12 protein-coding genes and 1 pseudogene are annotated in these 13,184 nt (G+C 67.7%); 8 read left to right on the forward strand and 5 right to left on the reverse strand.

Annotated elements, in window-relative coordinates:
• Positions 1-60: 60 nt before the first annotated feature.
• On the reverse strand, positions 61-1,266 hold the full coding sequence (locus DXK21_RS15660; protein WP_114818697.1) for a pyridoxal phosphate-dependent aminotransferase: 1,206 nt from the start codon (positions 1,264-1,266) through the stop codon (positions 61-63).
• Positions 1,267-1,387: 121 nt separating this feature from the next.
• Between DXK21_RS15660 and DXK21_RS15665 the strand changes: the two genes are divergently transcribed.
• The 7 genes from DXK21_RS15665 (at position 1,388) to DXK21_RS15695 (ending at position 8,931) form a co-directional block, all read left to right on the forward strand.
• Positions 1,388-2,101, forward strand: a complete 714-nt coding sequence (locus tag DXK21_RS15665; RefSeq protein WP_114818698.1) for a TVP38/TMEM64 family protein — start codon at positions 1,388-1,390, stop codon at positions 2,099-2,101.
• Between the two features lie 316 nt (positions 2,102-2,417).
• Positions 2,418-3,458 carry a rod shape-determining protein gene (locus DXK21_RS15670; protein WP_114818699.1) on the forward strand — a complete coding sequence of 347 codons (1,041 nt, stop codon included), beginning with the start codon at positions 2,418-2,420 and terminating at the stop codon, positions 3,456-3,458.
• A 117-nt stretch (positions 3,459-3,575) separates the two neighbouring features.
• Entirely contained in the window at positions 3,576-4,769 is a 1,194-nt protein-coding gene (gene mreC, locus DXK21_RS15675) for a rod shape-determining protein MreC (protein ID WP_114818700.1), read from the forward strand.
• Positions 4,766-5,284, forward strand: a complete 519-nt coding sequence (locus DXK21_RS15680; RefSeq protein ID WP_245945250.1) for a hypothetical protein — start codon at positions 4,766-4,768, stop codon at positions 5,282-5,284. Before mreC ends, DXK21_RS15680 begins: the two co-directional genes overlap by 4 nt.
• Entirely contained in the window at positions 5,281-7,272 is a 1,992-nt protein-coding gene (gene mrdA / locus DXK21_RS15685; protein ID WP_114818701.1) for a penicillin-binding protein 2, read from the forward strand. The genes DXK21_RS15680 and mrdA overlap by 4 nt, the downstream gene beginning before the upstream one ends.
• Positions 7,269-8,426, forward strand: coding sequence for a rod shape-determining protein RodA (gene rodA / locus DXK21_RS15690; protein ID WP_114818702.1), 1,158 nt, complete (start codon positions 7,269-7,271; stop codon positions 8,424-8,426). Before mrdA ends, rodA begins: the two co-directional genes overlap by 4 nt.
• A 28-nt stretch (positions 8,427-8,454) precedes the next feature.
• Positions 8,455-8,931 carry a DUF6173 family protein gene (locus DXK21_RS15695; RefSeq protein WP_114818703.1) on the forward strand — a complete coding sequence of 159 codons (477 nt, stop codon included), beginning with the start codon at positions 8,455-8,457 and terminating at the stop codon, positions 8,929-8,931.
• Positions 8,932-9,405: 474 nt separating this feature from the next.
• On the opposite strand, the gene pip is transcribed toward DXK21_RS15695, so the two are convergent.
• A complete protein-coding gene (gene pip / locus DXK21_RS15700) occupies positions 9,406-10,380 on the reverse strand; it encodes a prolyl aminopeptidase (protein WP_114818704.1) in 975 nt (324 codons plus the stop codon).
• A 31-nt stretch (positions 10,381-10,411) separates the two neighbouring features.
• Positions 10,412-10,783 (reverse strand): DUF423 domain-containing protein, encoded by a 372-nt coding sequence (locus DXK21_RS15705; RefSeq protein WP_114818705.1) that lies wholly within the window; start codon positions 10,781-10,783, stop codon positions 10,412-10,414.
• A 50-nt stretch (positions 10,784-10,833) separates the two neighbouring features.
• Here DXK21_RS15705 and DXK21_RS15710 point away from each other — a divergent pair, with 50 nt between their 5' ends.
• On the forward strand, positions 10,834-11,991 hold the full coding sequence (locus DXK21_RS15710) for an MFS transporter (RefSeq protein ID WP_114818706.1): 1,158 nt from the start codon (positions 10,834-10,836) through the stop codon (positions 11,989-11,991).
• Here the strand turns inward: DXK21_RS15710 and DXK21_RS15715 are convergent.
• Together DXK21_RS15715 and DXK21_RS15720 are read right to left on the reverse strand one after the other, a co-directional pair.
• Positions 11,988-12,590, reverse strand: coding sequence for a hypothetical protein (locus DXK21_RS15715; protein ID WP_245945251.1), 603 nt, complete (start codon positions 12,588-12,590; stop codon positions 11,988-11,990). The genes DXK21_RS15710 and DXK21_RS15715 overlap by 4 nt on opposite strands.
• A 104-nt stretch (positions 12,591-12,694) precedes the next feature.
• A pseudogene (locus tag DXK21_RS15720) lies at positions 12,695-13,184 on the reverse strand (tipN); the annotation flags it as partial.

Raw genomic sequence — 13,184 nt, forward strand, 5'->3', positions numbered from 1 at the left:
TCCTCGTCGCTTCAATCCGCTTGTGGGTCAGGCACTTTGTCCACACCACCTAGGCGGTTTTTACTTCAGCGAAGCGCAGAACGTCTGGATGCGGCGGCAGCCTTCTTCCAGCACCGCTTCGGACGTGGCGTAGCTGATGCGGAAATAGGGGCTGAGGCCGAAGGCTGCGCCCTGAACCACGGCCACGCCTTCCTGATCCAGCAACTCGGCGGTGAAGACCTCGTCGTCGGTGATGACCACGCCCGACGGCGTCGTCTTGCCGATCACGCCCTCGATCGAGGGATAGACGTAGAAAGCTCCCTCGGGCGTAGGACAGCGGATGCCCGTGGCCTGGTTCAGCATGGACACGACCAGGTCGCGGCGCTTCTCGAAGGCGGCGGAACGTTCGGCCAGGAAGTCCTGAGGGCCGTTCAGGGCCTCGACGGCGGCCCACTGGCTGATCGACGACGGGTTGGAGGTCGTCTGGCTGGCCACCTTGCGCATCAGATCGATCAGCGGCTTGGGGCCGCCCGCATAGCCGATGCGCCAGCCGGTCATGGCATAGGCCTTGGACACGCCGTTGCAGGTCAGGGTGCGGTCGTAGAGGTCGGGCGCCACCTGGGCGATGGTAACGTATTCGAAGTCGCCATAGACGAGGTGCTCATACATGTCGTCGGTCAGAATCCAGACCTGCGGGTGCTTGCGCAGCACCACGGCCAGGGCTTCCAGCTCGGCGCGGGTATAGGCGGCGCCGGTCGGGTTCGACGGCGAGTTGAGGATCAGCCACTTGGTGCGTGGCGTGATGGCGGCGTCCAGCACCTCGGGGCGCAGCTTGAAGCCGTCGGCTTCTTCGCCGATCACGGTGACGGGCTCGCCGCCGGCCAGCAGCACCATGTCCGGGTAGGACACCCAGTAGGGGGCGGGGACGATTACCTCGTCGCCAGGGTTCAGCGTGGCCACGAAGGCGTTGAAGATCACCGGCTTGCCGCCCGACGCGACGTGAATCTGGTTGGTTTCGTATGTCAGGCCGTTCTCGCGCGCGAACTTGGCGACGATGGCGGCCTTCAGCTCGGGCATGCCGTCGGCGTCGGTGTACTTGGTCTCGCCGCGGTGGATGGCCTCGATGGCCGCCGCCTTGATGTTGTCAGGCGTGTCGAAGTCCGGTTCGCCGGCGCCCAGACCGATGACGTCGCGGCCTTCGCGTTTCAGTTCCCGGGCCCGGGCGGTCACGGCCAGGGTGGCCGAAGGCTTGACGCGGGCGAGGGCGGAGGACTGAAGGCTGGACATGACTATCCCGTCTGGTGGATGTGGTGAGAGCCGGGGAGGCGAGGCTTGATACGCAACCCTGAGAAGGCGCACAACGTTTGTGCGTCTTTCGGACGATCAAAAGGCGATTTGGGCGAAATTAATGCGGCGGATCGTCGATTTTCTGCTGAATATGGAGGCGCAGCGGTGGCGCACCCTGCTGGTCAGCCTGCTGCTGCTCTGCGGAATCATCGCCCTGTTCGCCTTCGGCAAGGCCCACTTCACCCTCGGCGCCGAAGAGAAACTTGAGGCCTGGCTGGAGGGCTACCGCGTCGGCCCCTGGGGGCTGGTCGCGGCCATCGTCGTCTTCACCCTGTCGGCCTTCATCGGCATACCGCAGTTCATTCTGATCGCCGCCTGCGTGGTGGCGTTCGGGCCGTGGTTCGGTTTCCTCTACAGCTGGATCGCGACCGTGGTGTCGGCGGCCGTCACCTACTGGCTGGGGCGCGGCCCTACGGCGCGGGCGCTGGAGCGGTTTGGCGGCGGCGTGACCGAGCGATTGAAGAGGTTTGTCGGGCGCAACGCCTTTTCCGCCAGCTTCATCATCCGCAACGTGCCGTCGGCGCCCTTCATCGTCGTCAACATGGCGTTTGGCGCGGTGCGGGCCTCGTTTCCGGGGTTTCTGGCCGGGTGCGCGCTGGGCGTCCTGCCCAAGACCGCCCTGGTCGCCTTCTTCGGCGGCTCCTTCATGGCGGCGGTTTCGGGCGACGGAGTGTGGACCTCGCTGATCCTGGCCGGGGTCGCGGTGGTCTGGCTGGCGCTGATGATGGCCGTGCGCGAGGTCGTCAAGCGGCGTGAGGCGGCGCGGACGGATTGAGCCCGGTTTCGCCGTCCGCCGACGTTCGCCGAATGCGCCACATGCAGGCCCGGCCCATCGGATCGAGCAGAGGGGGCAAGCGGGGCCGGAAAAGCTTGAGCGGACGGGCTTTCAAGCCTTGCTGTGACAAGGCTGTGATCGGTGAGTCATAGGCGCTTGCAATCGACGCGCCATGCGGGCAAACGGGCCTGTAGTCGGCTAGGCGAGGACGATCAGGACGGTTCGGCGCACATGGGTGCGCGGGGGCGGGGCATCGCCAGAGCAGACAAACAAGACTCACGCCCTAGCAGGCCCGAACAAGCGGTAACCGACGCCCATGCTTTCACCCCTCTTCGGCATGTTTTCCAACGACATCGCGATGGATCTCGGGACCGCCAACACCCTGATCTACATGCGCGGCAAGGGCATCGTCCTGAACGAGCCGTCGGTTGTCGCCCTGCGCAACGTCGGCGGTCGCAAGATCGTTCACGCCGTCGGTCTGGAAGCCAAGCAGATGCTGGGCCGCACGCCCGGCCACATGGAAGCCATCCGTCCGATGCGCGACGGGGTCATCGCCGACTTCGAAGTCGCCGAAGAGATGATCAAGCACTTCATTCGCAAGGTTCATAACCGCAAGGGCTTCGTGAACCCCAAGATGATCGTCTGCGTCCCCTCGGGCGCCACGGCCGTCGAACGCCGCGCCATCAATGATTCCTGCCTGAACGCCTCGGCCCGCCGCGTCGGCCTGATCGACGAGCCTATGGCTGCAGCCATAGGCGCCGGCCTGCCGATCCACGAGCCGACCGGCTCGATGGTCGTCGACATCGGCGGCGGCACGACCGAGGTGGCTGTCCTGTCGCTGTCGGGCATCGTCTATTCGCGTTCGGTCCGCGTCGGCGGCGACATGATGGACGACGCCATCATCAGCTACATGCGCCGCAACCATAACCTGCTGATCGGCGAAACGACCGCCGAGCGCATTAAGAAGGACATCGGCACCGCCCGTATTCCGGCCGACGGCGAAGGCCTGTCGATCGAGGTCAAGGGCCGCGACCTGATGCAGGGCGTGCCGCGCGAAGTGAAGATGAGCGAGCGTCAAGCGGCTGAAGCCCTGGCGGAACCCGTCTCGCAGATCGTCGAGGCCGTGAAGGTCGCCCTGGAAGCCACGCCGCCGGAACTGGCCGCCGACATCGCCGATAAGGGCATCATGCTGACGGGCGGCGGCGCTTTGCTGCGCGGCCTGGACGTTGAGATCCGCGACCACACCGGCCTGCCGGTTCAGGTCGCTGACGATCCCCTGTCCTGCGTCGCCATCGGCTGCGGCAAGGTGCTGGAGCACCCGTCGTGGATGAAGGGCGTCCTCGAGTCCTCGCTCTGAGGCTGACCAGCCTGTCGTGACGACCGTCTTCTTCAGGGAATCGGTTTTTGCGATAGGCTCTCACCGCTGGCGGGACTGATCCCGCCGGTCCTGGATCTCTAAGTAGGAAGGCTGGCCGTGGCGTTTCGCGACGGACCGTTCGAGAATCTGAAGGTGCCGCTGGCCTGGACGGCTGCGGTCGTGGTCATCGTCGGCATCGTCGGCGCGGTCATGCTTCTGCTCGGCGACAGCCGGGGACAGTCAACGCCTGAGGGCTATGGTCCTGCCCGTGCCGGCTTCGAGGCCGGGGCCGCCCCTGTCGGGGGCGCGCTGTCCGCGCCCGTCCGCTGGACCGGCAACGCCGTCGACTACGTCAAAGGCTATTTCTTCGCCGTGTCGGAGAATCGGCGTCTGCGGCAGCAGGTCGTGGAACTGAGCGCCTGGCGCGATGACGCCCTGGCGCTGAAGAACCTCAACGGCCGCTACGAACAGATGCTGGGCGTCAAGACCGAGCCGCCGGTGCCGATGGTGACGGGCCTGGCCATCACCGACGCGCGCGGCCCCTTCGCGCGGTCGCGTCTGCTGAACATCGGCGCGGCCAAGGGCGTCCGCGTCGGCAACCCGGTTCTCAGCGAGCATGGCCTGGTGGGCCGCATCATGGGCGCGTCCTCGGGCCACAGCCGCATGCTGTTGCTGACCGACGTGGCCTCGCGCACGCCGGTGTTGGTCGAACGGACCGACGCCCGCGCCATGCTGACCGGCGACGGCAGCGGCAGTCCGCGTATGGATTACGTGCGGGGCGCCGGGTCCATTCAGGAAGGCGACCGGATTCTGACGTCCGGCGACGGCGGCGGGTTCCCGCGCGGCCTGCCTATCGGCATCGCGGCCAAGGGCGTCGACGGGAGCTGGCGCGTGAAGCTGTTCAGCGACCGCAGCGCCATCGACTACGTCCGGGTGCTGCTGTTCCAGGACTTTAGCCAGCTGGCCGATCAGAACGCCCTGAACGCGCCGCCGCTGGCCAGCCTGGCCGCAGCGCCGCCGCCGACCCCTGCCCAGGCCGCCGTCATTCAGGACGTGGCCACGCGCCGCGCCGCCGCCGCCGCTGCAACCGCCGAACGGGTGCGCGCCGCCAACGCCGCCCCGCCGCCGGCGCCTGTCGCCACGCCGGTCGCCGCCACGACGGCGCCGGCCTCAACGACGACCCGTCCCGCTGCGGCGCGTCCGACGACGCCTCAACCGCGTCCCGCCGCGTCCAGGCCGATTGCCCCGGCGCCGGTTCAGCCCGCCGCTACGCCTGAGGCCGAACCCACGCCTGCGGGAGCGGCAGAGTGAGACGGGCGATCACGGTCCGCGTCGTCGGCCCGCTGCAATGGATCATCTATCCGGCCCTGTGCGCGATCGCCGTCACCATCCTGCTGGCGATCCCGTTCCGGCTGTTTGGGCTGAACCTGCCCGAGCCGGTGCTGCCGATGGTGCTGGCCTTCGCCTGGCCGCTGATCCGCCCATCAATGCTGGCGCCCGCCGTCCTGTTTGGACTGGGCCTCTTCCTGGATCTGTTCTGGGGCGGGCCGCTGGGTCTGTGGCCGTTGAGCCTGATGGCCGTCTATGGTGGCGTCCTGCTGGCCTCGAACTTCATGGCGGGGCAGGCGACCATCGTCCTGTTCGCCCTCTATGTCGCCTCGACGGGGATGGCCTTCTTCCTGGCCTACATGATCACTACGCTGAGCCTGGGCAATGCGCCGAGCATCCTGGCCGTCATGGGGCAGGTCGTGCCGACGCTGCTGCTCTTCCCCTTGGCCGACTGGCTGATCCAGAGGTTTGACGACGCCGACGTGCGCTTCCGATGAGCAGCGAACCCCACATCTTCTTTTCGGACGTCAACGAGCGGCAGGGGTCCTTCCTGCGGCGGACTTTCCTGCTGGGCGGGGGGATGGCGCTGGGGACTACGGCCCTGGTCGCGCGGCTGGCTCAGCTGCAGATCGTCAAGTCCGAGGAGTACGCCACCCTTGCGACCAACAACCAGTTCAACTTCCGTCTGGTCCCGCCGCCGCGCGGCCTGATCAAGGACCGCAACGGCGTCGTCATCGCCGGCAACCGGCCCAGCTTCCGTGTCCTGGTCGTTCGCGACGAAACGAAGGACCTGGATCAGACGCTGGATCTGCTGGGCCAACTGCTGCCTGACACGCTGGAGCGTCGCCGCACCATTATCCGCGAGGTCAACGCCGCGCCGCGCTTCTCGCCGGTGCCGGTCAAGAGCGATCTGACTTGGGAAGAGTTCTCCAAGGTCAATCTGCACGCCGCTGAGCTCCCCGGCGTCATGGCCGACATGAACGAGGCTCGCTACTATCCGTTCGGCGGGGCCTATGCCCATGTGATCGGCTATGTGGCCAAGGTGTCGGACCGCGACGTCAAGGCGATCCGCGACAAGGGCGAGCAGCCGCCCTCCATCCTGTTCAATCCGGGGTTCCGTATCGGGCGTCAGGGCATCGAAAAGGCGCTGGACACTGATCTGCGCGGCGTCGCCGGCGGCAAGCGGGTCGAGGTGGACGCCCGCGGCCGGGTGGTCGCCGAGGATGCCGCCGGGTCCAGGGCGGCCGTTCAAGGCTCCGAGGTCTTGCTGACCCTGGACAACGACGTCCAGAACCGCGCGCTGGAGGTCTTTGGCGAGGAATCCGGCAGCTGCGTCGTCATGGATGTGCGCAACGGCGACATTCTGGCCATGGTCTCCTCGCCGTCGTTCGATCCCAACCTGTTCGTGTCCGGTGTGCCGTCCAAGGTCTATCGCGCTCTGGCCGACTATGAGCGGCGCCCGCTGCTGGACAAGGCCCTGGGCGGGACGTTTGCGCCGGGGTCGACGTTCAAGCCGATCGTGGGGCTGGCGGCCATGAAGCGGGGCTGGGACCCGAACCGACGCGTGGTCTGCAACGGCAGCTTCTTCCTGGGGCGGCGCTTCGCCTGCCTGGGGCGGCACGGCGCGCTGGACCTGCGCGGCGCGATCAAGGCCTCGTGCAACGTCTACTTCATGACCATCGCCACCGAGTTCGGGCCTGACGCCATCGCTGAAACCGCGCGGGACATGGGCTTTGGTCAGACCTTCGACATCGGGCTTCCCGGCCAGAAGGCGGGTCTGGTGCCGGACCGCGAATGGCGCCGTCGGAATCCGGTGCGCGGCGACGGCAAATGGTATCCGGGCGAGACGCCCAGCTATGGCATCGGGCAGGGCGCCCTGAACGTCAACGCGCTGCAACTGGCGGTCTATACGGCCCGTATCGCCAATGGTCAGAAGGCGGTGACGCCGCGGCTGATCAAGTCGGTCGGCGGGGTGGAGCAGACGGCGGGAACGGCCTTTGCCGATCTGCCCTATGATCCGGCCCTGCTGAAGGTGCTGCGCGACGGCATGGAGGCCGTGACCGACGTCGGCGGCACCGGCTTCCGCAACAGTCAGCTGGGGCTGGGCGCTGTTCGCATGGCGGGCAAGACCGGCACGGCCCAGGCCCAGAACTATGGGGCGGGGTCGCGCAAGGGCGCAGGCCGCCCCTGGGCCCAGAAGGACCACAACCTGTTCATCGCCTACGCTCCGACCGACAACCCGCGCTATGCCGTGTCGGTGATCGTCCAGCACGGCGGTCTGGGCGGGGGCACCGCCGGGGCCCCGCGTGCGCGCGAAGTGATGAAGGTGGCCCTGCTGAAGGACCCCGAGATCCGCGCCCGCATCGAACAGGCGGGCTTTGAAGCGCCCGAGGACGCCGGCGCCCGCGAGGCCGAGGCGCGCGGCGAACCCGTTGATGCGCTGCCGACCGACATCGCCGCGCCCCCGCCGGAGCCGACCCAGTGACCGCTTCCGCCCTGACCCGTCCCGGCGAACGCGACCGGATTTCCAGCAAGCTGGCGGAACTGGACTGGCGGGTCATCGGCCTGCTGTGCGTTCTGGCGGGCATCGGCACGGCCATGCTCTACTCCATCGCCGGCGGCAGCTGGTCGCCCTGGGCGTGGAAGCATCTGGTGCGTTTTTGCGTGCTGCTGGTCGCCATGATCGGTCTGGCCATGGTCCACCCGAAATGGTGGTTCCACGCGGCCTATCCGCTGTACGGCCTGCTTCTGTTCATGGTGCTGCTGATCGAGTTCACGCCGATGGGCTATGTGGCGGGGGGCGCCAAGAACTGGCTGAACCTGGGCTTCATCCGCATCCAGCCCGCCGAGTTCGTCAAGATCGGCCTCGTCCTGGCGCTGGCGCGTTGGTACCACGGCCACACGGCCCAGGACGCCCGCTGGTCGTGGAAGCTGATCTTCCCCCTGGGCATGATCGGCGTGCCCTTCCTGCTGGTGGCCAAGCAGCCGGACCTGGGCTCGGCCATGGTCATCGGCCTGACCGGGGCCGCTGTCATGTTCATGGCGGGCCTGAGTTGGCGCGTCATCGCCGCCGCCGCCGCCGCCGCCGTGGCCGTAATTCCGCCCTTCGTCATGTTCGTCATGCACGACTATCAGCGCAACCGCGTCCTGACCTTCCTGAACCCGGAAGCCGACCCGTCCGGCACCGGCTACAACATCATCCAGTCCAAGATCGCCCTGGGGTCGGGCGGCCTGCTGGGCAAGGGCTATGGTCTGGGCAGCCAGAGCCAGCTGGAGTTCCTGCCGGAGCGCCACACCGACTTCATCTTCTCGACCGTGTCCGAAGAGTTCGGCTTCCTGGGCTCCTTCACTGTCCTGGCCTGCTATCTGGCCCTGATCCTGATCTCGTTGCGGATCGCGGCCCTGTCGCACAGCCATTTCGGTCGCATCAGCGCGGCGGGCATGACGGCCTTCCTGGCCCTGTTCGTGCTGATCAACGGGGCCATGGTCATGGGTCTGGCGCCGGTCGTAGGCGTGCCCATGCCGCTGCTGTCCTATGGCGGCTCGACCATGATGACGGTGATGATCGGCTTCGGTCTGATCCTGTCGACCCACGTCCACCGCTATGTCGAACTGCCGAAGGGGCAGGGGCTGTTCTGATCGCGGTTTCAGGCGTTAGGCTGAGACCATGACTGACAAAACACCCGAATCCGACACCATCCCCAAGGCTGATCCCGCCATGTTCTCGGACTGCGGCGACACGCCCTGTCCGCAGCCGGTCATGGCTGACCCCAAGAACGAGGCGGCGGCCATGGCCGAGGGGGTGCGGATGCGCAACAATCCCGCCGAATGGGCCTTTGTCCGCCTGTCCAAGCTTATCGAGGAGTTCGAGTCCAAGCTGGACAAGGACGAGGAGATCGGCGCGCGCGTCGTCGGCCTGCCGGGCGAGGGGACGATGCAGATCGTTGATGTCGGCTTCTGGGGGCCGGACCTGATTATCTTCTTCGGGCGCAACCCGGATGGAAAGCCGGTGCGACTGGTCCAGCACTACACCCAGATCAATGTGGTCCTGGCCGCGATCAAGAAGCCGGAGGAGCGTGAGGCGCGCCGCATCGGCTTTCAGCTCAATGAAATGGTGATGAAGACCAACCCGGAGGCGGGTTGATCTCAAGCGTCGGCGCTTCCGGCGGTCCCGGATAAGGGCTTCGCCCTTTCCGGGATGACGAGGGAGGGGGCGGCGGCCGTTGCACGGTGCGGCGAAAAAAACAGTCTAATTGGTGCAATGGGCCGCAGCCGCAGGGGCGGCTGTGGAGGGGAACGACCTGCCTGGAGCGGCGAGGCGACGGATGGCGCTGTCAAAGACCAGCCGTCACTATGCCTGGGTTTGTCGCCTAGGCGCGCTGATGGGCGCGGGAGGCGGCTGATCCCTTGTGGCGCAAGGGATTGGTCGTTGAGGATGTGTCGGCAGACGCGCCAAGACCATCGTCATCCCGGCCAAGCGGCGTAAGCCGCGCCGAGCCGGGACCGCCAAGGACGCGGCGGCTTGCTATTGGCCGAGGTCAGGCGGGGGTGCTTCCGGCGGTCCCGGATAAGGGCTTCGCCCTTTCCGGGATGACGAAGAGGGGGGGCGAGGGCGGGTTTAAAGCGTCGCCGCCCAGTCCGTGCCCTTGATCAGGCTGTCGATGATGCCGGGTTCGCTGGAGGCGTGGCCGGCGTCGCCGACGATATCGAGTCTGGCCTCGGGCCAGGCGCGGTGCAGGGCCCAGGCGCCCGAGATCGGCGTCACGACGTCAAAGCGGCCCTGAGCGATCCAGCAGGGGATGTGACGAATGGTGTCGATGTTTTCGAGAATCCAGTGCTCGCTGTCGAAGAAGCCGCCGTTGGTGAAGTACCAGTTCTCGATCCGGGCGAAGGCCACGGCGAACTCGGGGTCGGCGAACTTGTCCGGCTTGCCTGAAGGGCCCTGGACGCTGACGGTCTCGCCTTCCCAGGTGGACCAGGCCACGGCGCAGCGGTTGCGCTCTTCCACGTCGTCGCCCAGCAGGCGCTTGTTGTAGGCGGCCATCAGGTCGCCGCGTTCGGCCTCGGGGATGGGGGCCAGGAAGCGCTCCCAGGCGTCGGGGAAGATCATCGAGGCGCCGTCCTGATAGAACCAGTGCAGTTCCTTCTTCGTCAGCAGGAAGATGCCGCGCAGGATCAGGGCTAGGCAGCGGTCCGGGTGCTTGATGGCGTAGGTCATCGACAGGGTCGAACCCCAGGAGCCGCCGAAGACGACCCATTTGTCGATGCCCAGCTTCTCGCGCAGGCGCTCGATGTCGGCGACCAGATCCCAGGTGGTGTTGTCTTCCAGAGAGGCGTTCGGCCGCGACAGGCCGCAGCCGCGCTGGTCGAACATGACGATGCGGTATTTGGCCGGATCGAAGTAGCGCCGCATGCCCGGATTGACCGCGCCGCCGGGGCCGCCGTGCAGGACGATGACCGGAATGCCCTGCGGATTGCCGCTTTCCTCGTAATAGATCTCGTGGACGCTGTCGGTGGTCATCCAGCCCGAGGCATAGGCCTCCAACTCAGGGTAGAGGTCGCGGCGCAGGGTGTCGGTCACAGGAAATGCCATGTCAGGAAATTGAGGTTTTCAGATTGGACGGTCAGGCGTTGACGATGTGTGAGCGGAACGCCGCGATCGCCAGCACGATCCAGCCGGCGATCATCAAGACGCCGCCGACGGGGGCGACGGCGCCCATGACGGGCAGGCTGAGCAGGCCGATCATGGCCAGGGCCAGACAGAAGATCAGCCCGCCGCCGGCCGCCAGCCAACCGGCGATGCGCGCAGTCTTGCCGCCGGTCGCCCAGGTGGCGCAGGCCACGGCCAGGACAGCGTGGACCATCTGATACTGGACGCCCGTGGTCAGCAGGCTCTTGACTGCCGGACCGGCGCCGTGAGCGGCGAAGGCGCCCAGCGCCACGGCCATGGCCCCGTTGAAGGCGGCGAAGACGAGCAGGTTGCGATCAAGTCTCATGGCTTAATGTCTAGACCACAACCGGCTGTGAGTCTGCTATCGCAGCGGCGATGAAATCTGCCCCGCGCATGGCCCTGCAATACGTCCTGCTGTTCGCCGCCAGCGGCGTGACCCTGCCATTCGCGGGTCTGTGGTTTCGCGAACAGGGGCTGAGCGGGGCCGAGATCGGCGCCCTGCTGGCCATCCCCATGCTGGGGCGGCTGGTCACGGGGCCCTTGCTGGCCGTCTGGGCTGATGGTTTCCAGTACCGGCGCACGCCTATCGCCCTGCTGGGGCTGACCATGAGCCTGGGTTACGGCGGGGCGGGCCTAGTCCAGGGCTTTGCGGCCTGGGCCGTTTTCTGGTTCGTCGGCGCCACGGCGGCGGCGGCGCTGATCCCGCTCAGCGATGTGATGACCTTGCGGGTGGCCAGGCGCGACGGGTTTGCCTTCTCCCTGCCGCGCGGCTGCGGCTCGGCCGCCTTTGTCGTGGCCAATGTGCTCATGGGGATGCTGCTGACGCGGGCCTCGCCCGACGCGGTCATCCTCTGGATCGGGACGGCGGCGGTGCTGATCGCGGTGACGGCGTGGAGGGTGCTGCCCGCCGAGCCGGTCACGGAGGGCGCGCGCGTGCCGGGGCTGGAGCGGTTCAAGGGGCTGGGGCGGCTGGTGGTCGATCCGGTCTTCATGACCGCCATTTTCGCAGTCGGCGCGGTGCAGGCGGCGCACGCCTTCTATTACGGATTCTCGGCCATCGCCTGGAAGGCGCAAGGGATTCCCGAGAGCATGACCGGCCTGTTGTGGGCCTTCTCGGTCGTGGTCGAAATCGGCTTCATGTGGGGGGTCGAGCCGTGGCGGCGGCGCGTCGGGATCGGGCCGTGGCTGATGCTGTCGGTGGGAGCCAGCGCGGCGGTCGTGCGCTGGACGCTGATGGCCTTTTCGCCGCCGCTGTGGGCGCTGTGGCCCTTGCAGACCCTGCACGCGCTGAGTTTCGCCGCCACCTATCTGGCGGGGGTGCAGATCGTCGAACGCCTGTCACCGCCTGACAGCCATACGGCGGCGCAGACCCTCAGTTCCGTGGTGTCGGCAGGGGTGCTGATCGGGCTGGCGACGGCGGCGTCGGGGCCGCTGTACGACGCCTTCGGTCTCAAGGGCTATCTGGCCATGGCGGCTCTGGCGGCGACCGGCGGTCTGGCCGGGCTGGTGCTGCAGTCGCGGCTGAAAGCCTAGGCGGCGTTCGGCCGGGGCAGGGGCGCCAGGTGGCGGGCGATAGCCGAGGCCGCCGTCTTGACCGCCTGCTGGACCTTGGCGTCTGGCGCGTCAGAGGGCGCGCGGATCAGGCCGATGGCGGGCGAGGCCGGGCCGTCCGGCAGATCGTTCAGAATGCGATACAGGATATAGCTGCCCGCATCTTCTTCGGCGTCCGAGGCGGCGACGGCGTTCAGGCCGACGGCGGTCAGGTCGCGCACGATCTCGGCGGCGGGGGCGGTGGCGCGAACCACGCCGGGGCCGGTGTGGTCCAGACGCTCGGTTCCGATCAGACGCTTGTTCTCGGCGCGGGTCTGCAAGCGGAAGGCGCCGGGGTGGAGGGTGTGGCCGACCAGAAGGACGGCGCCGCATTCGCCGTCGGCGATCATGGCGCTCAGTCGGGCGGCCAAGGCTTCGGCGGAGGCGTCGCCGGACACGGGCAGGGTGCGGGCGCCGACGGGGTTCCACGGATCGCCGGACAGGTCCTCGACGGGGTCCCAGGCGGTGAAGCTCAGGTCCCAGGCGCAGATGGCGATGGCGGGGCGTCGGTCGGGACGAGGCCCGGTATCGATATCCAGCAAGGAGTCCACCCGTGTGACACTAACGCGACAGCGACCGGGACGGTGCAGTCAAACCCGGCGGGAGGTCAAGCCCGCCGGGGTGAAATAAGGCGGCTTTGCGGCCGTTAGGACAGATCGCCGATGGCGGCGTCCAGCAGCATGAAGGCGCGGCCCTCGTCCGTGGCCAGTCGGCCCTGTACGTTGTGGACGTCGCCATGGCGCGCATGATCCGCCATCTCTTGCGCGAAGGCGCGGACATAGGCGTCGGCGTCGGCGCGCAGTTCGGCGTCGGCCAGGATGCGGCGCGAGACGCTGCGGACAGCCGCCGGGGCGACACGGCGCACGATCTGACGGGCGCGGTCCGGCTCCTGCGCCGACAGGGCGCGGGCGGCTTCCTCGATGCGGGCGCGAGGCAAGAGGGCGTTGGGGTCGACGCCCATGCGGCGGATCGCAGCGGTGACGCGGTCGGCCAGTGCGGCGGCGTCGACCGGCGCAGCGAAAGGCGCATCCAGTTCCAGCGGCGCTTCATGGGCTTCCTGGTCGTGGTCGTTGGCCAGATCGCTCCAGTCCAGGGCCTCGTCCTTGGCAGGCGTCGGGGCGGGGGCTGGGGCGGCG

The organism is Brevundimonas bullata (assembly GCF_003350205.1).
In the GTDB taxonomy this organism is placed as follows: Bacteria; Pseudomonadota; Alphaproteobacteria; order Caulobacterales; family Caulobacteraceae; genus Brevundimonas; species Brevundimonas bullata.